Genomic DNA, 25,187 nt, shown 5'->3' on the forward strand with positions numbered 1-25,187 from the left:
ATGACGGGCAGAACACAGGGGCCAACGACCTGAACACACCAAAGGCGAAGCGAAGAGGAGAAGGGCGGGGGCCTAAATTTCGCTTCGCGCGGAATGCCCATAGGGCAGGGGACAATTCTGGCAACCGCCCTTTGTGTTCCGGGCGGACCCTGCGACTAGCATGAGATGCAACACCATGTGATGGAGGACGCAAACACACCGCGACAAATCGAAACCGGTTTTCGTGAACCGAAAATGAATATCGGTGCAAGCTCAGCCCGCCATCGCTGACATCCGCTGCAACGATAGCAATCGAATGCGGAAAGGGATCACTCGAACGTTAGTAGTTGCATTGCTTCCAGTAGCCCGTAGTCAGCGATCCGCCTCGACGGTCACGTTTCGGATGACAGCCCCTTGGTGTGAACGAGAAATGACGTCTTAGGCTTGATCGTTTTCTTCGTGCCATTCGCGAATGGACCTGCATATGGTGCTCAGTGCCAAACCCGTTTTCAGTCCGCTATCGAAAAAAGCAAAACCTTCGGAGAGCACTGATTCTGTTTCTCCATCGATGATGAAACGAAACTCACCAGTGTCTTTTGCCTCGTCTCTTTTGATGGTCCAGTTCCCGAGAAATTCTCCGTCGCGGGTGATGACTTCACATTTGCGCCGCCATCCTCAAACCCAACGAAGTTGATAGGGTAAGTGAGCTCCATGGCCACTACGTATGTTGCTGGGATCACCTTCTCAATCCTTTCAGCAGGTGATCGTTCCTGGTTTTCCACCACGGAACATCGCTATCTTTCGAACCAGATCTGATCCCATGAAACGGTTGATACTTCGCATGCCGATCCGCACCACCTTCGCGGTGCTCCCGCGCGGATAGCCCGGTCCAGTGGCGGGGCAGGGGGCTTGTCCTTCTGGCCCACCGCCGGACATTTTCCCAGGTCTTGCCCCTCACCATTGACCTGAACAAAAAGGACCCCGCAGAGGCCGAGTCAGTTGATCCTTCCACGAAGGAGCCTTCAGGTGCAGTCGAAGGCCTTGGCGGCGCCGAGACTGATCTCACCTGCCGCAAGGACGTCCAGCAAGGGCGCGGGAAGACCAGCCGGTGATGAACATGTGCTTCGGTCGCGGCAAAGGCGAGGGCGATTTCCGGCACGGTGGCACCGCGCGATTTCATGTGACCGAAGGCACGAATTTCGTCGACGGATGTCTTAGACGCCCAAGAAATATCATGAACGATCAATACAAACAGAGCGTGCTCGGGAAAGGTGAGTTGAAGCTCCTCGTCTCATTGGCCGCTTAGGCGGTCATTTGCATTATCTGCAGAGAATTCGCCGCTCGAGCCTACATCGACTGACACTGTGACAAAAATCAGCGACTGTAGTACTTTGGAAACCGACGTATCTGAAAGCGTAGCCGCATCTAGAATAATATTCGCTATTGTTGTCTGTTGGCGAGACACGGACTTCAAAAAACGAATTTCCAATGCGAGATTGAAGTGTTCGTCAAAACTCTGATCTACAGAAGTTGTCGTTTTTGGCGTAAGCGATTTTTCAACTACGTTACTCACCATCAATGGGTCCCAAAGTTTTCCGCAAGGCAGGCGCGCATGGCATCCACAAACATTGACCGGCCACGTTCAGGGGACTCGAAAGACGAACAAATCAATGACAGGTCATATGGGATAGGTGGATCCAGTTCGACTGTGTGCAAACCCAGTTTCTGATAGAAAAACGCCGTCAGAGGATCAACAATCGCGATGCCCAGCCCATGATAGACGTAGCTGCAGGCGCTATGTGAGAGTGGTGTTTCTATCACCGTCGCCTCTTTTAGCTCGTTAAGATGAACCAGCTTCAGTCCCTGGGATGCGAAGTATTCGATCCCCAGCGAAATGAAGGGCTGACCTGCAATATCGGAGGGTGTCACGCGGCTCTTACAGGCAAATTCATGACCCTCAGGGACAACCAAAACACAAGGAAGTGTGAATCGGTCCAAAATGGATACGCCACGCTCATCTTCGGCCAGATTGCAAATACCTAATGTCGCCTGCTGAAGCCGGATGCGCTCAACGACATTGGGAGAACGATGAACTGACGTACTGACTGAGACATTTGATTTGCCACTTTGTATGCGCGACACGGCATCAGGCAACAGGTTGAACGTGGCGGAGGGAATAGTCGCTACGGACAAACGGATATCCGACAGGTTGCGAATGTCCTCGGCAGCTTTTGACAATTCCAAGAGGCCTGCAAATGACCGCTCCACGGCCTTAAGAAATGCATCTGCTTCATTGTTTGGAACAACCTTACTGCCGGTTCGGTGAAACAGATCAAATCCGATTTCACGTTCAAGATCGCGGATGAAACGGGTGATGCTTGGCTGGGACTTGTTCAACAGCTTGGCAGCATTGGTGATTGAGCCGGTACTCATCACAGCACGAAATGCATCTATCTGATTGTTCTTTAACACCATGAGTCCAAGTCATACAATTTTTGAATATCAGACGCATTTTATATCATTTTTGTTACATACCTCAACTGGGTAAGACTCAGCGGGAATCTAAAATTGGAGAGTAAATCAGACATGCAGCAGCCAGATGCACAGTCTTCACCAAACATCATCATGTTTCAGGCGGATCAGCTTACGGCCTTGGCGCTTGCAACATATGGCAACGCCATATGCAGCCATCCCAAGATTGATGAACTGGCGGAAAATGGCGCCGTCTTTGAAAACATGTACTGCAATTTCCCACTGTGCGCTCCTTCTCGATATTCGATGATGACCGGACAGCTGGCCTCGAAGATCGGGGCCTTTGACAATGCGGCCGAATTGCCGGCATCCATTCCCACCGTTGCGCATTATATGCGCAATCTCGGTTACAAAACCTGCCTGAGCGGCAAGATGCACTTTGTCGGTCCTGATCAATTGCACGGGTTCGAAGAACGGCTGACCTCGGATATCTATCCTGCGGACTTTCAATGGTCTGCAAACTGGATGTCTGAAACCCATGTTGATGTGACCGACACGAGAGGCGTTACCAAGTCAGGGCTGTGCGAAGACAGCGTACAAATACGGTATGATGATGGTGTTACCGAAGCGACGCAGAAGTATTTGCAGGCACAAGCCGCGTCGACAGATGGCCGCCCCCTGTTCCTGACCGTGTCCTACACACATCCGCATGACCCGTTTGTTTGTACCGAGGAATATTGGAATCGCTATGATGGTTTGGACATCCCGATGCCCAATGTCGGGGCGCTCTCTGAGAACGAGCACGACCCCCACAGCCGGAAAATCCTGACGCAGGCAGGTTTGTTCGGTGTGACCTTCACCGACGATCAGATCAGGAATGCACGGCGAGGCTATTTTGGGTCCGTCAGCTATTTTGACGACCAGATCCGCAAGATATGCGAGACGCTTGAAAGCCTTGGTATGGACGACAATACGGTAATCGTCGTCACCTCTGATCACGGCGAAATGCTTGGCGAACGCGGCATGTGGTTCAAGAAGAACTTCTTTGAATCCGCCGTCCGTATTCCACTGATCGTTTTTGATCCTCGTCAAAAGCAGGGCCGCCGCATTGCCGCGCCGGTCTCGCTTGTCGATTTGCTGCCGACCTTTGCGGCGATAGGGAATGGCGGGCAGGACATCGAAACATGCGAGCCATTGGATGGCCGAAGCCTGCTACCGCTGATGTACGATCCGTCAGTAGACTGGCCGTATCCTGTCATCAGCGAAATCCTCAGCGAAGGTGTCACCGCACCGGCGTTCATGATCCGTCGCGGTCGCTACAAATACATCCATTCAGGCGATTACGCACCGATACTCTACGATCTGGACGATGATCCAGACGAACTGACGAACCTGTCAGGCACACCCGAGCTGGCAAGCTTGGAGGAAAGCTTCCGTCAGGAAATAGCGGATCGCTGGAACGAGGATCAGCTTACGCAACGCATTATCAAAGATCAGCAGCGGCGTCTTTTCATCCAGAAAACACTCACCAAGGGCAAATACACGCCTTGGGATTTCAACGCCGGTGGTGACGCACAAAAAGACTGGTTCAGGGGGCAGACATCCTACAACGAATGGGCGTTTGACTATGTGCCCCGACAAGAGCCAGACGAAACCAAAGTCAATCATGAATAGGGAGACCAAAAAAATGAAAAAGCTGACAAAAATCGTTGCAGGAAGCGCACTTGCCTGCTGTATCGCCTTGCCGTCATGGGCACAGGAAAAGGTAATGATCGGTGAGCCTGCATGGCCCTCGGCCCGCGTTATCGCCCAGGTTATCAAGACCGTTATCGAAAACGAAATCGGCGGTGAAGCTGATGTTGTTCCGGGCAAGAACCCGGTGATTTTTCAGGCCATGGACCGTGGCAAGGGTGACATCGATGTGCATCCGGATGTCTGGTTGCCCAATCAGGGCAGCCTGACCGCGCAATATGTCGATGAGAACGGCACGGTCGCCCTTTCTGAAAATACATATCCCGGCACGAACGGTATGTGCGTTCCGGCCTATATGGCGGAAAAAGGTATTCGCACTATTCAAGACCTGGCAACACCCGATGGTGCGGCCATGTTTGACAGTGATGGAGATGGTCGCGGGGAAATCTGGATCGGGGCTGCCGCATGGGCCGGGGCAAAAACCTGGCAGGTGAAACTGCGCGACTATGGCATTGCCGAGTTCTTTGAAGCGACAACCGAAGACGAAGCTGTGGCGCTTGCCAATGTGGGCAACAAAATCCGCGCGGGCGAGGGCGTGGCGTTTGCCTGCTACAAACCGCATTATGCGTTCAAGCTCTATGATCTCGTAATACTCGAAGAACCAGCCTACGATCCTGAGATGCACAAGATGGTGCAGCCAAACGAAGACCCGGATTGGTTTGACAATTCGACCGTAAGCACCGGGGATAAACCCAAGACCGTGCATGTTGCCTATTCAAAATCGCTCGAAACGCGGGCACCCGAAGTTGCGCAATTCCTTGCAAACATCGCTCTGGATGACCAGACTGTCAGCGAGTGGACCCATCAGGTTGTCGTCGGTGAGCAGGCCCCAGAGGATGTCGCCGCTGCATGGGTTGCAGCGAACAGCGACAGGGTACAAAGCTGGCTGGGTTACTGACCAGAAACGCATAGGGCTGTCCGGTATCAAACCGGGCAGCCCTTCTGATTACTACAGGTATCCGCATAATGGCCCACCCTGAAGAAACCGCCGTCATTGAGTTGCGAAATGTCTGGAAAGTGTTCGGCGCGCGGGCGGACGCAGCCATGCAGGCTATCCAAGCCGAAGGTCTGAGCAAGGCACAGGTTCTTGAGCGGTTCGACTGTGTGGTTGGGGTGGCTGACGCCAGTTTTTCCGTCCCCAAGGCTGAAATCTTTTGCATCATGGGCTTGTCGGGTAGCGGCAAATCCACACTTGTCCGACATATCAACCGCTTGCTTGAACCGACATCGGGGCAAATCCTGGTCGATGGCGTTGATATCATGAAAAGCTCTGATGAAGAGCTGAGGGCCATTCGCAGCCAGAATATCGGCATGGTGTTTCAGAATTTCGCACTGTTGCCGCACCGCACCGTGCGGGACAATGTGGCGTTGCCGCTTGAAATCCAGGGGCTGACAAAATCGGAACGCTGGGATCTCGCGCAGAAGTCCATCGACCTTGTTGAACTATCCGGGTGGGAAGACAAGTTTGCCCATGAATTGTCAGGCGGAATGCAACAGCGGGTCGGCCTTGCCCGGGCGCTGGCGGCCGATCCCGACGTCCTGTTGATGGACGAAGCGTTCAGTGCGCTTGACCCGCTGATCCGCAGACAGCTTCAGGATCAGTTTCTGAAACTGTCCCAAGAGATGAGAAAAACCACGATTTTCATCACCCATGATCTGGACGAAGCCATTCGCATCGGACATCGCATCGCAATCATGAAAGACGGCGCGATCGTGCAAATTGGTACACCGGACCAGATTATCACCGAACCCGCAGATGACTATGTCGCTGACTTCGTGGCCGGTATTTCAAGGCTGAAACTGGTCTATGCCCATAGCATCATGCAGCCGGTCACAGAGGCGCTAATTGCTGAGATCGGACCGATAGAGGCATTCCCCGCAGTCGATGGTGGGGACGATCTGGACCGGATCATTGACGCTGCAGTTGCTGCCAACAGCCCGCTTCAAGTCATGGCGGATGGGAATTTGGCAGGCGTGATCACCAACAAGGACATCATGTTGGGCATACAGGGTGGGAAAGAATGATGGCGAGCAACGCAACCACGGACGCGACTGATACAACGGATGCCGAAAGGCTGACGGCCGAATTCGCCGGGCCGAGCGCAGGTTACTACGCGCGCGAATTTGCCCGGATCGGGCAGCACCGCGCGTTTCGTCTGACATTTAATCTGGCCGCGCTTCTGTTGGGGCCAATCTGGTTTGCTGCGCGCCATCTGTGGACCCATGTCATCATTTTTGGCGCGCTTGAAATTCTGGCATTTGTCACGCTGACACGGGGGCTGTTCAAAGACTTGGGTTTTGACGAACGCCTGCGCACAGACCGCATTACCAAAACTCTGTCTCAGCGACGGGAGCAGTTGGAGACAGCGATTGCAGAAGGCTCTGACAGTGTAGGCAATCTCAGCCGGGCGGTTGAGTCTCTTGAAGGTGCGATCCAGAATTCCATCGCCGCAGCAGAGGCCGCATCTGAATTTTCCGTCTACCTTGTCCTGATCGGGCTGTCCTTGTTTGTGGCGTTGCGTTTGATCCAATCCGTTGTCGCCAATTGGTTGCTGGAGCGCCATTTTGTCAGATGGCGTTCAGACAAGTCCACAGCTTCGGGACTGAGTTATGGAAACGGAGCGATCGCAATCGGTCTGACGCTCGCGACCTATGGTGGCTCAGCGCTGCATTATTCCCTGTCAAAACCGCTGGACGTGCTGGCCCAGTTCCCGGCGAATGGTGGTTTGCGGCGCGACACGGCCAATGCGATCAAGGCATTTCTCGAAGACCTGACCGTCATCGGCGAAGGATTCTTTGACGGGATAACCGCCGGGATCAAAACACTTCTGGACGCCCTGGAAACAGTTCTCGTTTCAACGCCTTGGCCGGTCATCGGGGTTGCCATCGTTCTGATCGCATGGCGATCCGCTGGCTCTCGCGTCGCCATTTTTTCGGCGGCTGGGCTGGCCTATATCGGTCTGTTGGGCTTTTGGGAAAAGGCGATGTCCACCGTTGCCCTTCTGGGAACCGCCTCCTGCATCAGCATCTTTCTTGGCATACCTGTTGGCATTCTTTGCGCCAAAAAGCCAAAGGTTTATATGTTTGTGCGCCCGGTACTCGACTTCATGCAAACCATGCCCAGCTTTGTGTACCTGATACCGGTCATCGCGTTTTTCGGAACAGGCAAACCTGCGGGAATTCTGGCAACATTGGTGTTCGGCAGCCCACCGGTGATCCGGTTGACCGTTCTGGGTCTGCAAAGTGTCCCGGAAACAGTGCGGGAGGCAGCACTGGCATTCGGTGCGTCCCCTCGTTTCCTTCTGTTCAAAGTTGACCTGCCGCTGGCGGCACCGACCATCATGGCCGGCGTCAACCAGACAATCATGCTAAGCCTTTCAATGGTGGTTGTTGCATCCCTTATCGGGGCCAAGGGGCTTGGTGAGGATGTTCTCGAAGCCCTGCAATTCGCCGCTGCGGGTCAGGGTATTCTGGCGGGTCTTGCAATCCTGTTTTGTGCAATGATCCTGGATCGTACAATTCAGGGCAAAAAGAAAAGCTGAGGTTAGTGGCCTACTCAGCTGGATATTGAAAGGGTAACGTCGACCTCCACGCCAAATTCTAAGAGTGGGAGCGACTTTCCAACCAAGCACGCTCGCACGGAACACATGCCGGGAAAACGCGTTACGAGGTACTCAGGAAAGAGTTTTAGGAGAAGCAGTAGATGTCTCAGAGAAACGCGTACCTCACACATTCGATGACGGACGATTAATACCTAGGTTTCCATGAAAGGTGATTGCGCATGAACATGATGATTCACCGGCAATTGCCACCAAGCATCCGAGACGTCGCGATCATACGGGTGTCCGGATAATGACCTATTCAGTAGAACGAAGTATGTTTGAAAGGCTTGATTCAATTTCTGTTGGCTTTTTCAACTCTAGGCCATCTTTGATGTGGACCAAGTGCTCAGTCACTAGCCGCTTCGCGTCTTCTTTGTCCCCATTTTCGATCGCTTGAATGATTTCTTCGTGCTCATCTTCACGGCAGCTCGTTCCTTTACCTGAGCCAAACAAACCTAAAATCAAAGATGTTCGTGTCACCAGTTCCCGAACAATCTTTGTCAGGAGGTCGTTTCCGGTGACCGCGACCATCTTCACATGGAACTCACCTGACAGTCTTATGATTTCCGGGCGGCTTCCGGTCTTTCTGGCTGCTTTCTCCATCCGAACATGGTCACGCAATACCGCTAAGCCGCTGTCGTCATCGGAGATCGTCAGGTTACTCACAATGCTCGGCTCTATGTGAAGCCGTGCCTCGAAAACTTCGTTTGCTTCTCTCGCGTCAGGGCAGGCTATGTACGCTCCCCGGTTTGAATGGAGGTCTACGATTCCCTGGCTCGAAAGGAGAAGGAGCGCACGCCGGACCTTCATGCGCCCAACGCCAAAAGTGTCGCATAGGTCGGCTTCGCTCAGCTTGGTCTTTGGTGCGAGCCTTTGCTCCATGACAGCCTTGAATATCTTATCGACAATAACGCGCTCGGATATGTCCCCAGCTGGACTCATTGGGGTGGATCTGCCTTCCGCTTTGGTGCGCATCATACCTGACTTCGTGTTCGACTACCTGGATAGGCGGCATCATAACAGCCGTTTTTGTCTGCGAAAACATGAAATTTTGTTAACCCATTGGATATTTGTGTTGACATAGATTGTTAACAAAAGCCTATTGTCGCCCACCGACTCACCAAGTGTGGGGCGGTTCTGTGGACAGAGGAGGCGTCCCCAGATTTCCAACGGAGGAGAATATGATGAAACGAAGAACTGTCTTTCGGTCGGCTGTAGCAGCGGTCGCCCTTACTGCCTTGGGTGCAACAACTGCACTGGCTGAAAACCCTACCCTGAAGATCGGCTTTGTCGGTGTGACAAGCGGTCCGGCAGCCGCTTGGGGAATCTCGAACCAACGTTCGATGGAAACCCGCGCAGCCTGGATCAACGAAATCGGTGGATACACAATTGGTGACACAACTTACGACATCGAAATTGTGTCGTTTGATGATCAAAAAGACCCCAAACGCGCAATCGCCGGCATGGAAAAGATGGCACAGGAAGGCATCCACTACGTGGTCGGTCCGAACGTTGACGACGGTGCTGCCGCTGTACGCCCGGTCGCTGAAGCAAATGGCATCATGTATTTCCCATATGCGTTTCCAAAATCCCTTTACACCGCTCCTGCGTCGAATGCAGTTCTTGGGATGGTGGCCAACTACCAATCAGGTCCAGCGATCTACAAATACCTGATGGACGACAAAGGCGTAAAGTCTGTGGCTTTCGTTGCCGCCAACGAATCTGATCCGCTCAGCCAGCGTGATGGTGGCGTCGCTGCTGCCGAAACCCTTGGACTGGAAGTTGTTTCTGCAAATGTGACCTATCAGGTGGATACAACGGACTTTACGCCTGTGCTGACGCCGGTGATGCGCGCGAAACCTGATCTGCTGGTCTTGTCGGGCGTTTCTCCTGCCAACGCGCCTCAGTTGATCCGTTCCGCGCGTGAGCTTGGTTTCCAAGGCTTCATTTCGACAGAAACCGCCCAGGATGCGCAAGTTTTGCGTGAAGGTGCCGGTGATCTGGCCAACGGGTTTATATCGGTCGGCGGCGCGTCCACTCCGGAACTCGCGTCCGATGCAATGAACGAATTCGTTCAGCGCTACATCGATATGTTCGGAGAGTACAACGACGAGTCGAACACCAAAGTCTATGCGCTGGAGTATATTCTGGAAACGTTGAAGGCCAATCCGGCGGCGATCAACGACGTGACCGAGTTTCAGGCAACCATGGACAGCTTTGAAGCACCCAATCCCTATATGAAGGGTGATGCAACGCTTCGCTATGTCGGTATGACTTCGTTTGGTCAACGGCGGCAGGTTGCAGTCCCACTGGTGGTTAACGTCTACCAGGATGGTGCATTTGAGACGCTCTTCGTTGCGGAAGTCGACTAAGATTTTCCTCACTTAGAGAACGAGTTTCTCGCCATCCGGTCCCGGGCCCGCGGCCCGGGATCAATCAGAAAGGTATTGCCATGGAACAGATATTGGCGAACGGTGTCTATCTGGGCTCTCAATACGCAATGATCGCGCTCGGCTTGACGTTGATTTTTGCTTTGATGAACGTCCTGAACTTTGCACACGGCCAAATGTACGTGGTCGGTGGTTTTGTAACCTACACGTTTTATGGACAATTGGGCCTGCCCTTTGTCGTTGCTCTTCTCATATCCTGCGTTACGCTTGCTGTGATCGGGGCGCTCATAGAAAAGTTTCTTTTTGCGCCGGTGATCAAACGTTCTTCGCGTGAAGAAAGCACTATGCTTCTTGCTGCTGGGATTGCCTTCTTGCTGGATGCTCTGATCCTGCTGATTTTTGGCGAAAAGCAACGTGGTGTGCCGAAGATCGTCGACGGAGTATTCAACTACGATTTCAAGCTGATCATGCCCTATGATCGGATATTGATTTGTGTTCTGGCCATCCTTTCCATCGTCGCCTTTATCTCATTCATGCAATTTTCAAAGACGGGGCGCGCTCTGCGTGCGCTTGCTCAAGATCGCGTCGCCGCTCAACTTATGGGCGTCAACGTGGACCGGTACTCGATGATTGGCTTTGCCCTCGGTGCAATGCTTGCCGGGCTGGTAGGCGGACTTCTGGTCACCATCACGGGGATCAACCTCGGAATGGGTGGGCCGACTTCAATCAAAGCCTTCATGATGGTGATGATCGGCGGGGCAGGCGTGATTTCCGGTGCGATCGCCGGTGGATTTATCCTTGGCATGCTGGAAGCTGTCGGACTCGCGGTTCTCTATCAGTACGGTGATATCACCTATCTGCTGATTTTTGTCTCACTCATGATCTTCCTTGCCATTCGCCCACAGGGTCTGATGGGCAAGCCGTGGGGGTGAGAGAAATGAAAAACATCAACTCAAAACACCTGATAGGCGTCGCAGCCGTTCTTTTCGCAATCTATGTGGCGGTGCCGGTGCTTATCGGTGTCACTGGCCGTTGGGATTTTTACTTCACGCTGACCTCTGTCGCCCTTCTTTCGATTGCGGCAGCAGGCGTGTGGCTGACATTCTACATCGGTCGTATCAACATTGGACAGGGCGCCTTCGCCCTGATTGGGGCCTATGCTTCGGCGGTCATGGTCACTAAGGCGGGTATGAATTTCTGGCTGACATTGCCACTGGCTGGTCTGTTCGCGGCTTTGTGTGCGATCCTGATTGGATTGCCGATCCTGCGGCTACGGGGCGTGTACTTTGCGATGATCACATTGGTTCTGACAGAGGTGGTGCGTCTGACAGCCCTCGCTCTTCCAATTACCAATGGCGCCAAGGGCATTGTGTCGATCCCGTTGCCGCAAGAAGTGTCAATCTTTGGGCTGACGATCATCCCGGATTTCGCAACGATCGGTAACGTGAAACTGGCGTTCTACTATGTTGCCTGCACCTTGATGGTGATCTGTTTTGCCGCGATGTACCGTTTGGTGAACTCAAGACTGGGTCATCTCTGCCGGTCGATGCAGCAGAACGAAGAGCTGGCCTCTTCAATCGGTGTAAATATCGCCTCCATTCGAATGATCATCTTTGCCATTTCGTCCTTTCTGGGTGGGATTGGTGGAGCGATGTTTGGCTCGATCGCGCAGTCGGTTTATCCCTCTACCTTCCAGGTCGCGGATTCGGTGAACTTTATGCTCTACTGCTTCCTTGGTGGTTTGAGCTATGTCTTTGGTCCGATCCTGGGTACATTGACGCTCTATTTCGGATGGAACCTTTTGTTTGAATTCGGAAAATACCAGTTGTTGATCTACTCTACCATCATGATCCTGCTGATGTTGTTCCTGCCGAATGGGTTGTTGAGCCTTCGCATTTCGAAATCCAAGAAACCCGAGGCTGTTTCTGATGCCGTCGAAAAATCGGAGGGATCAGCAGGATGAGTAAGCTTCTCGAAGTTAAGGACGTCACCAAGAAGTTTGGTGGCCTGGTGGCGAACAACAGCGTCAACTTCGACGTTGACGAACACGAAATCCTGTCGGTGATCGGACCAAACGGCGCGGGAAAATCAACGCTGTTCAAGATGATCTCGTCTTTCCTGCCGACAACCAGCGGGGAGGTGCTCTTGCGGGGCGAGAGGATTTCGAACCTCAAACCTCATATTGTGGCCCAAAAGGGTGTTGTTCGCACGTTCCAGGAAACGACGATTTTCAAGAGCATGACTGCTCGGGAAAGTGTGGTTGTTTCTCAGCATTTGCAATCTACCGCCTCTTTGGGGGGATACTTCTTCGGATCGCATGCCGCTCACAGGGATATCGAGGAATTCGGCGAACGGGCAGATGAGATTCTGGATTTTCTAGGGCTTGGTGACATGCGCAATGAGCTTGCCACCAATCTGCCGCAGGGCAGTCTGCGCGCTTTGGGGATCGCCATCGGTCTGGCAACGGATCCGACGGTTTTGCTTCTGGACGAGCCGTTCGCAGGTATGAACCACGACGAAACGATGCGGACAGTCGAACTTGTACGCAAGGTTCGCGACCGTGGCGTGACCGTTCTGTTGGTGGAACATGACATGCCAGCGGTGATGTCGATTTCTGACCGGATCGTCGTGTTGAACTTTGGAGAAAAGATCGCCGAAGGCTCGCCGAGTGAAATCCAAAACAATGAAAAAGTAATCGAAGCCTACCTTGGTAGCGCCGATGACGAGATTGGAATGTGACCATGGCGGAGATGCTGGATTTCAAAGATGTTGAGCTTTTTTACGACCATGTCTACGCCCTCAAAGGGGTGTCAATGCACCTGTCACAGGGAGAAACTGTCGCGTTGATCGGCGCTAATGGCGCAGGAAAATCGTCGATTCTGCGCGCGATAACCGGCCTTGCAAAGATCAAGTCTGGCTCCATCAGCTTTATTGGCGACAAGATCGTCGGGCGTACAGCATCCGATATTGTTGGGATGGGCATTGCGATGGTCCCGGAAGGGCGCAGGGTTTTCCCATTTATGTCGGTTAAAGATAACTTGATGATGGGAGCCTTCACGCGCAGTGACAGCCGGGGGATCAAAGACACATTGGAAAGCGTGCTGGAGCGGTTTCCGCGCCTCAAAGAACGCTACACTCAGGCGGCGGGAACCCTGTCGGGCGGTGAGCAGCAAATGATGGTAATTGGGCGTGCACTGATGGCGAAACCCAAGCTGTTGTTGCTTGATGAACCATCCCTCGGGATTGCACCAAAGCTGGTCCAGGACATTGCGCGATCGATCGTTGCCATTAACCGCGATGAAGGTGTGTCGGTTCTTCTGGTAGAGCAGAACTCTAGGATGGCACTGAGTATTTCCAATCGTGCTTATGCTCTCACGACCGGCAATGTTGTTATTGAGGGGAATTCGAAAGAATTGCTTCATGACGACCGTATCAAAGCGGCCTATCTGGGCGGGGAAATCGAGGAGTCTGCCTAATGGAACTATTGGTGATCAATCCTAACACGACCCACTCGATGACCAAGAAGATCGCCGCCGCAGCACGTCAGGTGGCGCGGAAAGGTACGAAAATCGTTGCGACCGAATCCAAGAAAGGGCCTGCGAGCATCGAAGGGTATTACGACATTGCGCTGTGCCACGCCGGTTTGATTGAAGAGGCTGCCAGATATGCCGAAGCCGATGCGGTTGTGGTGGCGTGCTTTGACGATACGGGGCTCGATGCGCTCCGCTGTCTCTTTGACGTCCCCGTTATTGGGATTGGCGAGGCGGCCTACCACGCGGCCAGTATGATTTCTACGAAGTTTTCTGTTGTGACGACCCTGAGCCGATCTGTACCGGGGTTAGAAGCAAACCTTGAGCGTTATGGCCTGGCCAAACGCTGTGCAAAGGTTCGGGCGTCGGACGTACCGGTCCTGAAACTGGAAGAGAATGATCCATCCAGCATCGCCCTGATCAAGGATGAAATCCGAGCAGCGATCAATGTGGATGGGGCCGAGGCCGTGGTCTTGGGGTGTGCTGGCATGGCCGATCTGATGGAAAGCCTGTCGGAAGAATTTGGCATTCCAATTATTGATGGAGTGGCCTCCGCGACATCTATGGCCGAAGCACTGGTGGCTGCCGGGCTTAAAACCTCCAAAATCGGAGCCTATGCGCGACCTCAAGACAAAGCTTTGATGTTGGCTGTCTGAAACTCATGGAACGAACTCGTGCGTTCAGTGCTTCCTAGCGGGAAGACGGTTGCTTCAGATCAGATAATGCCAGCTTTGTGCATTCAGACTTGGGTTAAACTCTTTCTACGCACAGTTAAAACAATAAACAGAGAAGGCGACACATGTATCCAAGAAATCTGCGAGGCTACGGGGCGAGTGCACCTCATCCGAAATGGCCGGAAGACGCCAGAGTGGCTGTGCAGTTTGTACTGAACTACGAAGAGGGTGGGGAGAATTGTGTCCTACATGGTGATGCTGCCTCAGAAGCCTTTTTGTCGGACATTCCAAGTACGGCTCAATGGCCAGGGCAACGTCACTGGAACATGGAATCGATCTACGAATATGGCGCTCGTGCGGGATTCTGGCGAGTGCACCGGATGTTCACAGAAGCTGGTATTCCTCTGACAATTTACGGAGTAGCGAGTGCCTTAGCACGCAGTCCGGAGCAAGTTGAAGCGATGAAATCGGCGGGATGGGAAATCGCCAGCCACGGACTTAAATGGGTCGAGCACAAAGATATGCCTGAGGATGAAGAGCGGGCATCAATCGCCGAAGCGGTGCGCCTGCATACCGAGGTCGTGGGAGAGCGTCCTGCCGGGTGGTATACCGGACGATGTAGCGCCAACACCGTGCGGCTTGTTGCGGAAGAAGGCGGTTTTGACTATATTTCCGATGCCTACGATGATGATTTGCCTCATTGGATGGAATTTGGTGATCGTGACCAATTAATCATTCCTTACACGCTTGAGGCCAATGACATGCGGTTCGCAACTGCTCCGGGTTGGGTGACAGGCCGCGATTTTGAGAACTATCTGACGGATGCCTTTGATACGTTATATAAGGAAGGCGAGGCCGGCAGACCGGCGATGATGACGGTTGGGTTGCATTGCCGATTGATCGGGCGCCCGGGCAAGATAGCTGGGCTTCAGCGGTTCATTAAACATATCCGACAGCACGTTGGTGTGTGGTGTCCGCGTCGGATTGATATCGCTCGGCATTGGGCCAATCATCACCCACACAAGCGGGGTGAGAAATTTTCGCAGATGGATGTGGCCGCGTTTATCGGCCGTTTCCAGGCAGTAATCCCAGAAGCACCGGCCATCATTGAGCAAGCGGCACAAATGGAGCGGGGGCCAGCGCATGATGCAGTTAAGGGCATACACAGTTTGCTGTGTCGTGCTGTTCGTCGCCTGTCTGAGGAAGATCTGAATAACCTGGCAGGCAGCCTTATGTCAGCGAGCAACCTCGAGCAGGGTTACGCTAAGGGCGAAACAGGTGTGCGCGACAGAATAGAATTGCTTTTACTTCAGCGTGTTACCGGGGTAGTCAATGGCGAAAAGTGAAATCGAGGCGGTCGGACTGACCAGTGCTGCTTTCCGCGACTTTGGTGACGTGATTCAAAAGACATCCACTACGCCGGACGTTTTCATCAATCAGGGCAGGTGCGGAAGGTTTCATAATCTGGCAAATTTGAATTTTGTTGATGGCGAAGCCGGAATCAGCCTGTTCGATTCTGAGGCGGCATCCGCGCCATTTCGCATTGAAATGGTCGAAAGGCACCCCCTCGGTAGCCAGGCGTTCATCCCGCTAAACGGTGTCCCTTATCTTGTAGTTGTCGCAGAGGATGACGATGGTAGACCAACGGGATTCCAGGCCTTTGTCGCAGCGGCGGGGCAGGTGATAAATATTCATCGAAACGTCTGGCATGGTGTTTTGACGCCGATAGAGCACCCTGGGCAGTACATTGTCGTCGACCGGATTGGCAAAGGAAATAACCTTGAAGAGCACTGGCTAGAACAACCGCTGACCGTATCGGGTGTGACCACCGGCTGATACCAGTGACGTACAGATCATAAGGACGCGAAATGACGGACCACAACTATTACAACGTGCCGGGGGGGCTTCCACCCCAAACTCAATTGATGACCGATCGAGCCGTTTTCACAAACGCATATGCGGTGATACCCAAAGGGACCTTCAGCGACATCGTAACCAGTTTTCTTCCGTTTTGGGAGACGTCGAGGTTTTGGGTCATTGCGCGGCCACTTTCTGGTTTTTCAGAAACGTTTTCGCATTATATCGCCGAGGTTGAGCCCGGTGGTGGAAGCGAGCGCCCTGAGGCAGATGGTGAAGCGGAGTCGGTTCTCTTTCTCACAACCGGTACATTGGATGTTTCCGTAAACGGTGAGACCCATTCAATGGGCAAAGGCGGATATGCCTTTATTCCGCCTGGCGCTGAATGGTCGGTCAGGAATTCAGGCGAGACAGCATCGCAGTTTCATTGGATTCGGAAGCGTTATCAGAAAGTTAACGGTCTGGATGTGCCAGAGGCTTTTGTGACCAACGAGAATCTGCACGACCCGATTGCAATGCCTGATACCAACGGTGCCTGGGCAACCACGCGCTTTGCAGACCCCGAAGACCTGCGGCATGACATGCATGTGAATATCGTCACGTTTCAGCCTGGCGGTATTATCCCGTTTGCGGAGACCCATGTGATGGAGCACGGGCTTTATGTTCTGGAGGGCAAAGCCGTTTACCGGCTAAACCAGGAATGGGTTGAAGTCGAAGCCGGTGATTTCATGTGGTTGCGGGCATTCTGCCCTCAGGCATGCTATGCGGGCGGACCTGGTCCCTTCCGCTATCTACTCTACAAGGATGTAAACCGGCACATGAGCTTCAGTGGCCCGATGGCGAGATAATACTCTTTAGAAATTATGCTATGCCATGAGGTTTTCTTGCAGCATGGCCTGTGGGCTGATCATGCGATCTGAGTTCTTTATGTGCTTATTGGATCGCGTTAATCGGACTAAGGCGTGTAGACACTCTGGCTTGCCGGATGCTCTGGGTAACTTTCACGGCGCTCCAAGTCGATGCGAAAGGTCCAGCGCGGCCTCGCGTACAGCGTTCCCCATTTCCGCTAGTTTTTCATCCGGCATTCGTGCGCTTGGTCCAGAGACAGAGATTCCACCTATTACCTCACCGAGATAGTCGATGACAGGAGACGCAATGCAACGCATTCCATGCGTCCGCTCTTCATCGTCCAGTGCCCAGCCCCGGCGATTTATTTGATCGAGCTCCTCAAAAAGCTTGGTCTTGTCAAAAATGGTTTTCATCGTGAATTGTTCTAGCCGACCTTGTGGAATGAGCTTGTCAACGCGTACTCGGTCGAAATGCGCAAGAAGTGCCTTTCCAATGCCGGATGCGTGCAAGGGTGCACGTGTACCTGGCTGAAAAAAGGCGCGGATGTTGGCTTGGGTTTCGACCTGACTTAGAAACAGAACCTCACCGTCTCGTTCAATACCGATGTTTGCCGTCTCGCCTGTAGTTTCCATGAGACTGCGCATCACGGGCCGGGCACGTTCTACCAGCGAGCTTCGATTGAGAAAAGCTGATCCTATTCGGAACAGTTCCGACCCAACGTGCCATGTCTGATTCTCTGGGTCCAAGTCGGCCAGACGTCGCTTCTCCAGTGTGTTTAAAATTCGATATGCAGTAGCAGGTGACATACCGACGCGCTCCGCGACATCAGACATTGATAGCCCAGGAGCGGCTGCAAGTGTCTCAAGGATATCAATCGCCCGATCAACCGATTGGTTGGTGTTTTGCTCAGGGTTGTCTGTAAAGCTTTTTGGTCGTCCGCGTTTGCGCTTTTCCTGTGCCATGATCACAAACTCCATTCGAATCATTTTTCAGTACATTCCATAGTATTGAAAAACTATAATATATTGTATTTACAATATTATATAGAGAAAATTAGGTTTTGAAATTATTTTTCAAAAAAATTGCAGTGCTGCCGTTATTCCGCGATGTTTGCCTCAACTGGTTCTGACAAAGAGGCAAGACATGAGCTTCCAAAACCCTGTATTCATTCCGGGACCAACCAACATTCCCGAAAGCCTGCGCAAGGCCTGCGACATGCCGACGATTGACCACAGGTCACCCTTGTTCGGACAGATTCTGCACCCTGCACGCGAAAGTGTCCGGCAGGTCTTGAAAAGCGACGCCGCAGAAATTTTCATCTTCCCCTCATCGGGGACCGGAGGATGGGAAACGGCGCTCACCAACACGCTCTCGGAGGGTGACAAAATCCTGGCAGCTAGGAACGGCATGTTCAGTCATCGCTGGATCGATATGTGCCAGCGTCATCGCCTGGAAGTGCAGGTCGTCGAGACACCCTGGGGTGAGGGGATTCCTGCGGATCGATACCAGGAGTTTTTGACGGCGGACAAGGATCACCAGATCAAGGCTGTTCTTGCGACCCACAACGAGACAGCCACCGGGGTGAAATCCAACATTGCTGCGGTCCGCAAGGCGTTGGACGCAGCTGGCCACCCCGCATTGCTATTCGTGGATGGTGTCAGCTCCATTGCGTCCATGGATTTCCGGTTTGACGAATGGGGGGTGGATGTCGCGGTTACCGGCTCTCAAAAGGGCTTTATGTTGCCTGCCGGACTCGCCATCGCTGGGTTCAGCCCGAAGGCAATGGATGCGACCAAATCCGGCACGTTGCCCCGTACCTTCTTTGACGTTCATGACATGGCAAAAGGATATGCGAATAACGCTTATCCTTACACTCCAGCCGTTGGCCTGATGAACGGGCTCAACGAGGCTTGTAAGATGCTGTTGAGCGAGGGGCTAGAGAATGTCTTTGCGCGCCACACTCGCATTGCGCAAGGTGTTCGGGAAGCCATTCATGCATGGGGTTTGGAGCTTTGCGCGGTTTCACCGGATGTTTATTCCGACACCGTGAGTGCAATCAAAACGCCCGAGGGGTTCAATGCCACTGATATCGTAACACATGCCGCAGAAACCTATGGCGTTGCCTTCGGCGTGGGTCTTGGGGAAGTCGCTGGCAAAGTCTTCCGAATAGGTCACCTTGGAAGTTTGACAGATGTCATGGCTCTGAGCGGAATTGCGACAGCTGAAATGTGCATGGCTGATCTCGGCTTTGATGTGCCGTTAGGAACCGGCGTTGCAGCGGCACAGGAATACTATCGCTCCCATCCTGCAGCCTCCGTCCTCAAAGCAGCGTGAACGGAGAGGACGCAATGTACATCCCAACCTATGAAGACATGCTTTCTGCACATGACCGGATCAAACCGCACATTCGCCGAACACCGGTGCGAACCTCTGACTACCTCAACGAACTCACCGGGGCGCAGATATTTTTTAAGTGCGAAAATCTGCAGGAACCAGGGGCCTTTAAAGTGCGCGGGGCCTCCAACGCAGTGTTTGCGCTGAATGACAGTCAGGCCGAAAAGGGCGTCGCCACGCATTCGTCCGGCAACCACGCCTCGTGCCTAAGCTATGCTGCAATGCTTCGTGGCATTCCATGTAATGTCGTGATGCCACGCACTGCACCACAGGCAAAGAAAGACACCGTGCGGCGCTATGGTGGCAAGATCACGGAAAGCGAACCATCGACGTCGTCGCGGGAAGAGACCTTTGCCCAGGTTCAGGCTGAGACAGGCGGAGATTTTGTCCATCCCTACAATGATCCACGTGTGATAGCGGGGCAGGGGACATGTGCGAAAGAGTTCATCGAACAGACCGATGGGCTCGATATGGTTGTTGCACCTATCGGTGGCGGAGGCATGATTTCAGGTTCGTGCTTGACCCTGTCGACACTGGCACCTGAGACGCAGGTGATCGCCGCCGAACCGGAACAGGCCGACGATGCCTATCGCAGCTTCAAAGCTGGCCACATCATCGCGGATGATGCGCCTAAAACAATCGCAGATGGCTTGCTGGTCCCGCTGAAGGATCTGACCTGGCATTTCGTTTCAAACCACGTGTCGGAAATCTACACCGCCTCAGAGCAAGAGATCGCCGATGCAATGAAACTGACCTGGAAGCATCTGCGGGTCGTGATGGAGCCGTCCAGTGCGGTTCCATTGGCCACGATCCTGAAAAACCCGGACGCGTTTAAGGGTAAACGCGTCGGCGTCATCATCACGGGCGGAAATGTCGATCTCGACAAGCTGCCGTGGACAAACTGAAAGGAACAGAACGATGAATGCACTTGTCAATTTCGACACCCTTGAAGTTGGATACGATGTCCCGGCCATCCCGGGCATGGATGAGGCTGATATCCAGACGCCTTGTCTGGTCCTTGATCTTGATGCGCTCGAGCGCAATATCAAGAAAATGGGCGACTATGCCAAGGCACACGGCATGCGTCACCGCGTTCACGGCAAGATGCACAAGTCAGTCGACGTCGCCAAGCTTCAGGAAGAGCTTGGTGGCGCGATTGGCGTGTGTTGCCAGAAAGTCTCGGAAGCCGAAGTCTTTGTTCGTGGCGGGATCAAAGATGTGCTTGTCTCCAATCAGGTGCGCGATCCCCTCAAGATTGATCGTCTGGCACAACTGCCCAAACGCGGATCACGGATCATAGTCTGCGTCGACGATCTGGAAAATGTGGCAGACCTCTCCGCAGCGGCTCAAAAGCACGGCACGGAACTGGAAGTTTTCATTGAGATTGACTGTGGTGCAGGACGCTGCGGTGTCACCACCACGCAGGATGTCGTGGCAATTGCTCAGGCCGTTGATACTGCAGACAATCTGAAATTTTCAGGCATTCAGGCTTATCAAGGTGCAATGCAACACCTCGACAGCTACGAAGACCGTAAAGCCAAACTAGATGTGGCCATCGAAATGGTGGAAAGCGCGGTACAGGGTCTGAAGGCCGTTGGTCTTGAGCCGGAACTGGTTTCTGGTGGAGGCACTGGATCGTATTACTTCGAATCCAATTCAGGCGTCTATAACGAGCTGCAGTGCGGATCTTATGCATTCATGGACGCCGACTATGGTCGCATCCTCGACAAGGAAGGCAACCGGATTGATCAGGGCGAATGGGAAAACGCGTTCTTTATTCTGACCCAGGTGATGAGTCATGCCAAAGCCGACAAAGCCATTGTTGATGCCGGCTTGAAAGCACAGTCAGTCGACAGCGGATTGCCCTTCGTCTTTGGTCGCGATGATGTCGAATACATCAAATGCTCCGACGAGCATGGTGTGGTTTCTGACTCTGGCGGCGTTCTTAAAGTAGGGGAAAAACTGCGCCTTGTACCGGGCCATTGTGATCCTACGGCAAACGTCCATGACTGGTATGTTGGTGTGCGGAACGGAAAAGTAGAAACCGTCTGGCCGGTCAGCGCGCGTGGAAAAGCTTACTAAATTACCTCCCTGTGACTCTGGGGCGAGCTTGCTCGCCCCAACTTTTTTAGGAATGGAAACCATGCGGATCGTCCCCGAAGCCATCATCAAAGATCACATTACTCGAGCGGACAGTTTTAAAGCTGTGGAACAGGTTTTCGCCTCTATGGCCGCAAAATCTGCTTACAACTTTCCTGTCATTCGCGAAGCAATCGGACATGCCGATGCCCTGTACGGCTTCAAATCCGGCTTTGACCGCAAAGCGCTCAATCTCGGTCTGAAATCCGGTGGTTACTGGCCCGGGAATGTCGAAAAGGGTCTAACCAACCACCAATCCACCGTCTTTCTGTTTGATGCCGACACTGGGAAATGCTCTGCAATCGTTGGCGGCAATCTTCTCACCGCATTGCGCACAGCTGCTGCCGCTGCTGTTTCGGTTGCACATCTGGCGCGGAAAGATTCCGAAGTGCTCGGAATTGTTGGTGCTGGTCATCAGGCAACGTTCCAGCTTCGTGCGGTAGCAGAGCAACGTAATTTCAAGAAGGTCGTGGCCTGGAACCGCTCTCCCGAAAAACTTGCGTCGTTGGAGAAGGTCGCTCAGGAACTTGGCCTCCCCTTCGAGGCTGTCAGTGTCGAGGGCTTATGTGAGCAATCGGACGTCATCGTAACGATCACCTCCAGCTTTGATGCCATCATTGGATCCGATCTGGTGCGAGCAGGTACGCATATCGCCTGCATGGGAACGGATACAAAGGGCAAGCAAGAGGTGGATGCAGCCCTTGTTGCGCGGGCATCGGTGTTCACGGACGAGATTGCGCAATCGACGACGATTGGCGAGACGCAACATGCCGTGGCGAACGGCAGTTTGTCTGAATCGGCGATTGTTGAGCTTGGTGCTGTGATCAATGGCGAGCATCCCGGGCGCGGCTCTTCCGAAGAGATCACTTTGTTCGACGGCACCGGAGTTGGCCTTCAGGATCTTGCGGTTGCTGCAACTGTGGTCGAGCGCGCCTCGAAGGCTGGGGCTGCAATTGACGTCGATTTCTAAGATCAATGTGGGGAATGAAACATGGCTGCCGTTTTAGAGAATAGGTTGCTTGAAATAATCGTTCCGAAGGCGTCTTTGCCTTCCGGGTTGGGGCATGACACTTCTCTATCGCATAACATTGGTCGTCAGCCATGGATTTGTTGAAAAGGTTTTTGAATCGGTGCCTAACCCGTATGCAAACGTTTCTAACCTCAGAGATTGCCTCGTGAAACGCCCTAGGTGCGGTCAACAAGAGCGAAATTCGCCGATCAAAGGGGCAACAACCGGCCTCTGGCACGGAGATGATGATGACAGATCAAGCTGAACTGGACGCGCGCAAAAAGGAAGCTCTGGATTACCATGAGTTTCCCAGACCCGGTAAACTGGAAATTCGTGCGACAAAACCGATGACCACGGGCCGCGACCTGTCCAATGCCTATTCGCCAGGTGTTGCAGACGCCTGCACTGAGATTGCTGAGAAACCAGATGACGCCTTTCGCTACACCGCTAAGGGTAATCTGGTGGCCGTTGTTTCGAATGGCTCGGCGGTTCTGGGTCTCGGGAACATCGGGGCTCAAGCGTCAAAGCCGGTGATGGAAGGTAAGGCCGTCCTTTTCAAAAAATTCGCTGGCATCGATTGTTTTGATATCGAGGTTAGCGAATCCGACCCCCACGCCTTGGCAGAGATCGTGGCCAAGCTTGAACCGACATTTGGCGCGGTGAATCTTGAAGACATCAAAGCGCCGGACTGCTTCCTTGTAGAAGAGCTGTGCAAGGAAAAAATGAACATCCCGGTGTTTCATGACGATCAGCACGGAACCGCGATTGTTGCTGCGGCCGCAGCTTACAACGCGCTGATGGTTGCAAATAAGAAAATTGAGGACATCCGAATAGTCGCACTTGGGGCCGGAGCCGCCGGCATCGCGTGCCTCAAGATGCTGATGGTGATGGGTGCTCAAAAGGGCAACATCACCATGCTGGACAGTAAGGGTGTGGTTCATTCCGGGCGCAACGATCTCAACCCGCAGAAATTGGAATTTGCCCGCGAGACCGATATGCGCACAACCGATGATGCCATGGAAAGTGCGGATCTGTTCCTTGGTGTATCGGGCCCGGGCCTGCTGACCCGCGATATGGTTGCAAAAATGGCGGATAATCCGATTATCTTTGCCCTGGCAAACCCGGTTCCGGAGATCATGCCGGAGGAGGCCCGAGCCGCGGCTCCGAATGCATTGATCGCGACTGGGCGTTCCGACTATCCCAATCAGGTCAATAATGTATTGTGTTTCCCGTTCATTTTTCGCGGGGCTTTGGATGTCAGTGCTTCGGAAATAAATGATGAGATGAAGCTGGCTTGCGTTCAGGCAATTGCACGGCTTGCGCGTGAAACCGCGTCGGCCGAAGTTGGGCTGGCCTATCGCGGTGAGAAGTTGGTGTTTGGTCCCGATTATCTTATCCCGAAACCTTTTGATCCACGTTTGCTACCCACGATCGCCACCGCCGTCGCAAAGGCGGCAATCGAAACCGGGGTCGCACGCAAATCGCTGGACCTGAAGGAATATGAGCAGAAACTGCAAGGTGAGGTGTTCAAATCCTATTCGGTGATGCGTCAGGTGTTCGAAGCAGCGCGGGCCTCCAAGCGCAGAATTGTTTTCGCAGAAGGAGAAGATGAGCGGGTGTTGCATGCGGCACAGGCTTTGTCTGAGGAAGGTGTCGATACACCAATTCTGATTGGACGTAAGGAGGTGGTTCTATCCCGACTGGAACGCGAAGGTTTGAGCATCCGGCCGGGTCAAGATTTTGAGCTGGTTGATCCCGAGAATGATGCGCGCTATCGCGACTATTGGATGGCCTATCATGCCCGGATGGAGCGGAGAGGCGTCACGCCTGATCTGGCCAAAGCCATCCTTCGCACGAATACAACAGCCATTGCTGCAGTCATGGTTGATCGCGGCGAAGCCGACAGCATGGTATGTGGCACATTCGGACAATATCGATGGCACCTTCAATACGCCACACAGCTCCTTGCCAATGAAGAATTCCACCCGATTGGAGCGCTGTCCCCGGTCATTGTCGACGAGGGGCCAATATTTGTCGCAGACACACATGTGAATATTGAGCCAACAGCTCAGCAAATGGCTGATACCGTTATCGCTACGGCGCGGCACATTCGCCGGTTTGGGATAGAACCTAAAATCGCTCTTTGTTCGGGGTCTCAATTCGGCAATCTCGACAGCCGATCGGGACGGGTGATGCGGGAAGCATTAGAACTTCTCCAAGCAGAAGATGTTGACTTCGAGTTTGAAGGCGAGATGCACACAGATGCCGCCCTTGATCCGGGCCTTCGCCGTCGCTTGTTCCCCAATGGAAAGCTGACCGGCAAAGCAAACGCATTAATCTATGCCAATACGGATGCCGCCGGTGCGGTTCGCAATATCCTGAAATCCGTGTCCAAAGGGTTGGAAGTTGGGCCGATCCTTATGGGGATGGGAAACAAGGTTCAGATCGTGACACCGTCCATCACGGTGCGCGGCTTACTCAATATCGCGGCGTTGGCCGGGACTGATGTGAGTTCCTACGGATGAATGGGAAAGGAAGCG

Annotated in this window: 22 protein-coding genes; 18 read left to right on the top strand and 4 right to left on the bottom strand. The window is 53.3% G+C overall.

Annotated features, from left to right (window positions below; all coding sequences use genetic code 11):
- Positions 1 to 1,270: 1,270 nt before the first annotated feature.
- On the bottom strand, positions 1,271 to 1,555 hold the full coding sequence (locus tag V6N02_RS20415) for a hypothetical protein (RefSeq protein WP_371228923.1): 285 nt from the start codon (positions 1,553 to 1,555) through the stop codon (positions 1,271 to 1,273).
- On the bottom strand, positions 1,555 to 2,454 hold the full coding sequence (locus tag V6N02_RS20420; RefSeq protein WP_371228926.1) for a LysR substrate-binding domain-containing protein: 900 nt from the start codon (positions 2,452 to 2,454) through the stop codon (positions 1,555 to 1,557). Before V6N02_RS20420 ends, V6N02_RS20415 begins: the two co-directional genes overlap by 1 nt.
- Before the next feature lie 111 nt (positions 2,455 to 2,565).
- On the opposite strand from V6N02_RS20420, the gene betC reads away from it, so the two are divergent.
- The 4 genes from betC to V6N02_RS20440 all read left to right on the top strand — a co-directional run bounded on the left by betC (position 2,566) and on the right by V6N02_RS20440 (position 7,745).
- The gene (gene betC / locus V6N02_RS20425) at positions 2,566 to 4,125 is read left to right on the top strand and encodes a choline-sulfatase (protein WP_371228929.1); all 1,560 of its coding nucleotides are present in this window, start codon (positions 2,566 to 2,568) and stop codon (positions 4,123 to 4,125) included.
- A gap of 13 nt (positions 4,126 to 4,138) precedes the next feature.
- A complete protein-coding gene (locus V6N02_RS20430) occupies positions 4,139 to 5,101 on the top strand; it encodes an ABC transporter substrate-binding protein (RefSeq protein ID WP_371228932.1) in 963 nt (320 codons plus the stop codon).
- 68 nt (positions 5,102 to 5,169) lie between these two features.
- On the top strand, positions 5,170 to 6,228 hold the full coding sequence (locus tag V6N02_RS20435) for a quaternary amine ABC transporter ATP-binding protein (RefSeq protein WP_371228935.1): 1,059 nt from the start codon (positions 5,170 to 5,172) through the stop codon (positions 6,226 to 6,228).
- Positions 6,225 to 7,745 carry an ABC transporter permease gene (locus V6N02_RS20440; protein WP_371228938.1) on the top strand — a complete coding sequence of 507 codons (1,521 nt, stop codon included), beginning with the start codon at positions 6,225 to 6,227 and terminating at the stop codon, positions 7,743 to 7,745. The genes V6N02_RS20435 and V6N02_RS20440 overlap by 4 nt, the downstream gene beginning before the upstream one ends.
- 315 nt (positions 7,746 to 8,060) lie before the next feature.
- Here V6N02_RS20440 and V6N02_RS20445 read toward each other — a convergent pair whose 3' ends face one another.
- The gene (locus V6N02_RS20445) at positions 8,061 to 8,783 is read right to left on the bottom strand and encodes a GntR family transcriptional regulator (protein ID WP_371228941.1); all 723 of its coding nucleotides are present in this window, start codon (positions 8,781 to 8,783) and stop codon (positions 8,061 to 8,063) included.
- Between the two features lie 206 nt (positions 8,784 to 8,989).
- Between V6N02_RS20445 and V6N02_RS20450 the strand changes: the two genes are divergently transcribed.
- From V6N02_RS20450 to V6N02_RS20490, 9 genes are all read left to right on the top strand, one after another.
- Complete coding sequence (locus tag V6N02_RS20450) at positions 8,990 to 10,177, top strand: ABC transporter substrate-binding protein (protein WP_371228944.1); 1,188 nt, start codon at positions 8,990 to 8,992, stop codon at positions 10,175 to 10,177.
- An 80-nt stretch (positions 10,178 to 10,257) separates the two neighbouring features.
- A complete protein-coding gene (locus tag V6N02_RS20455; protein ID WP_371228946.1) occupies positions 10,258 to 11,127 on the top strand; it encodes a branched-chain amino acid ABC transporter permease in 870 nt (289 codons plus the stop codon).
- Between the two features lie 5 nt (positions 11,128 to 11,132).
- Positions 11,133 to 12,158, top strand: a complete 1,026-nt coding sequence (locus tag V6N02_RS20460) for a branched-chain amino acid ABC transporter permease (RefSeq protein ID WP_371228948.1) — start codon at positions 11,133 to 11,135, stop codon at positions 12,156 to 12,158.
- Positions 12,155 to 12,934, top strand: a complete 780-nt coding sequence (locus V6N02_RS20465; RefSeq protein WP_371228951.1) for an ABC transporter ATP-binding protein — start codon at positions 12,155 to 12,157, stop codon at positions 12,932 to 12,934. Before V6N02_RS20460 ends, V6N02_RS20465 begins: the two co-directional genes overlap by 4 nt.
- Before the next feature lie 2 nt (positions 12,935 to 12,936).
- On the top strand, positions 12,937 to 13,671 hold the full coding sequence (locus V6N02_RS20470; protein ID WP_478013489.1) for an ABC transporter ATP-binding protein: 735 nt from the start codon (positions 12,937 to 12,939) through the stop codon (positions 13,669 to 13,671).
- Positions 13,671 to 14,381: an aspartate/glutamate racemase family protein gene (locus tag V6N02_RS20475; protein ID WP_371228954.1), complete on the top strand. Its 711-nt coding sequence runs from the start codon at positions 13,671 to 13,673 to the stop codon at positions 14,379 to 14,381. Before V6N02_RS20470 ends, V6N02_RS20475 begins: the two co-directional genes overlap by 1 nt.
- A 143-nt stretch (positions 14,382 to 14,524) precedes the next feature.
- A complete protein-coding gene (gene puuE / locus V6N02_RS20480; RefSeq protein ID WP_371228957.1) occupies positions 14,525 to 15,745 on the top strand; it encodes an allantoinase PuuE in 1,221 nt (406 codons plus the stop codon).
- On the top strand, positions 15,732 to 16,235 hold the full coding sequence (locus tag V6N02_RS20485; RefSeq protein WP_371228960.1) for an ureidoglycolate lyase: 504 nt from the start codon (positions 15,732 to 15,734) through the stop codon (positions 16,233 to 16,235). Before puuE ends, V6N02_RS20485 begins: the two co-directional genes overlap by 14 nt.
- Positions 16,236 to 16,267: 32 nt before the next feature.
- Complete coding sequence (locus V6N02_RS20490; protein ID WP_371228963.1) at positions 16,268 to 17,104, top strand: bifunctional allantoicase/(S)-ureidoglycine aminohydrolase; 837 nt, start codon at positions 16,268 to 16,270, stop codon at positions 17,102 to 17,104.
- A 153-nt stretch (positions 17,105 to 17,257) separates the two neighbouring features.
- Here V6N02_RS20490 and bhcR read toward each other — a convergent pair whose 3' ends face one another.
- Positions 17,258 to 18,082 carry an HTH-type transcriptional regulator BhcR gene (bhcR, locus tag V6N02_RS20495; RefSeq protein ID WP_371228965.1) on the bottom strand — a complete coding sequence of 275 codons (825 nt, stop codon included), beginning with the start codon at positions 18,080 to 18,082 and terminating at the stop codon, positions 17,258 to 17,260.
- A 166-nt stretch (positions 18,083 to 18,248) separates the two neighbouring features.
- Between bhcR and bhcA the strand changes: the two genes are divergently transcribed.
- The 5 genes from bhcA (at position 18,249) to V6N02_RS20520 (ending at position 25,172) form a co-directional block, all read left to right on the top strand.
- Positions 18,249 to 19,439, top strand: a complete 1,191-nt coding sequence (bhcA, locus tag V6N02_RS20500; protein ID WP_371228968.1) for an L-aspartate--glyoxylate aminotransferase BhcA — start codon at positions 18,249 to 18,251, stop codon at positions 19,437 to 19,439.
- Between the two features lie 14 nt (positions 19,440 to 19,453).
- Positions 19,454 to 20,404 carry a beta-hydroxyaspartate dehydratase BhcB gene (bhcB, locus tag V6N02_RS20505; protein ID WP_371228970.1) on the top strand — a complete coding sequence of 317 codons (951 nt, stop codon included), beginning with the start codon at positions 19,454 to 19,456 and terminating at the stop codon, positions 20,402 to 20,404.
- A gap of 13 nt (positions 20,405 to 20,417) precedes the next feature.
- Positions 20,418 to 21,581 carry a 3-hydroxy-D-aspartate aldolase BhcC gene (gene bhcC, locus V6N02_RS20510; protein ID WP_371228972.1) on the top strand — a complete coding sequence of 388 codons (1,164 nt, stop codon included), beginning with the start codon at positions 20,418 to 20,420 and terminating at the stop codon, positions 21,579 to 21,581.
- 61 nt (positions 21,582 to 21,642) lie between these two features.
- Positions 21,643 to 22,608 (top strand): iminosuccinate reductase BhcD, encoded by a 966-nt coding sequence (gene bhcD / locus V6N02_RS20515; protein WP_371228975.1) that lies wholly within the window; start codon positions 21,643 to 21,645, stop codon positions 22,606 to 22,608.
- Between the two features lie 287 nt (positions 22,609 to 22,895).
- Positions 22,896 to 25,172 (top strand): NADP-dependent malic enzyme, encoded by a 2,277-nt coding sequence (locus tag V6N02_RS20520; protein WP_371228979.1) that lies wholly within the window; start codon positions 22,896 to 22,898, stop codon positions 25,170 to 25,172.
- The last annotated feature ends 15 nt before the right edge of the window (positions 25,173 to 25,187 follow it).

Origin of the sequence: Roseovarius conchicola (assembly GCF_041403425.1) — a bacterium.
Taxonomy (GTDB): Bacteria; Pseudomonadota; Alphaproteobacteria; order Rhodobacterales; family Rhodobacteraceae; genus Roseovarius; species Roseovarius conchicola.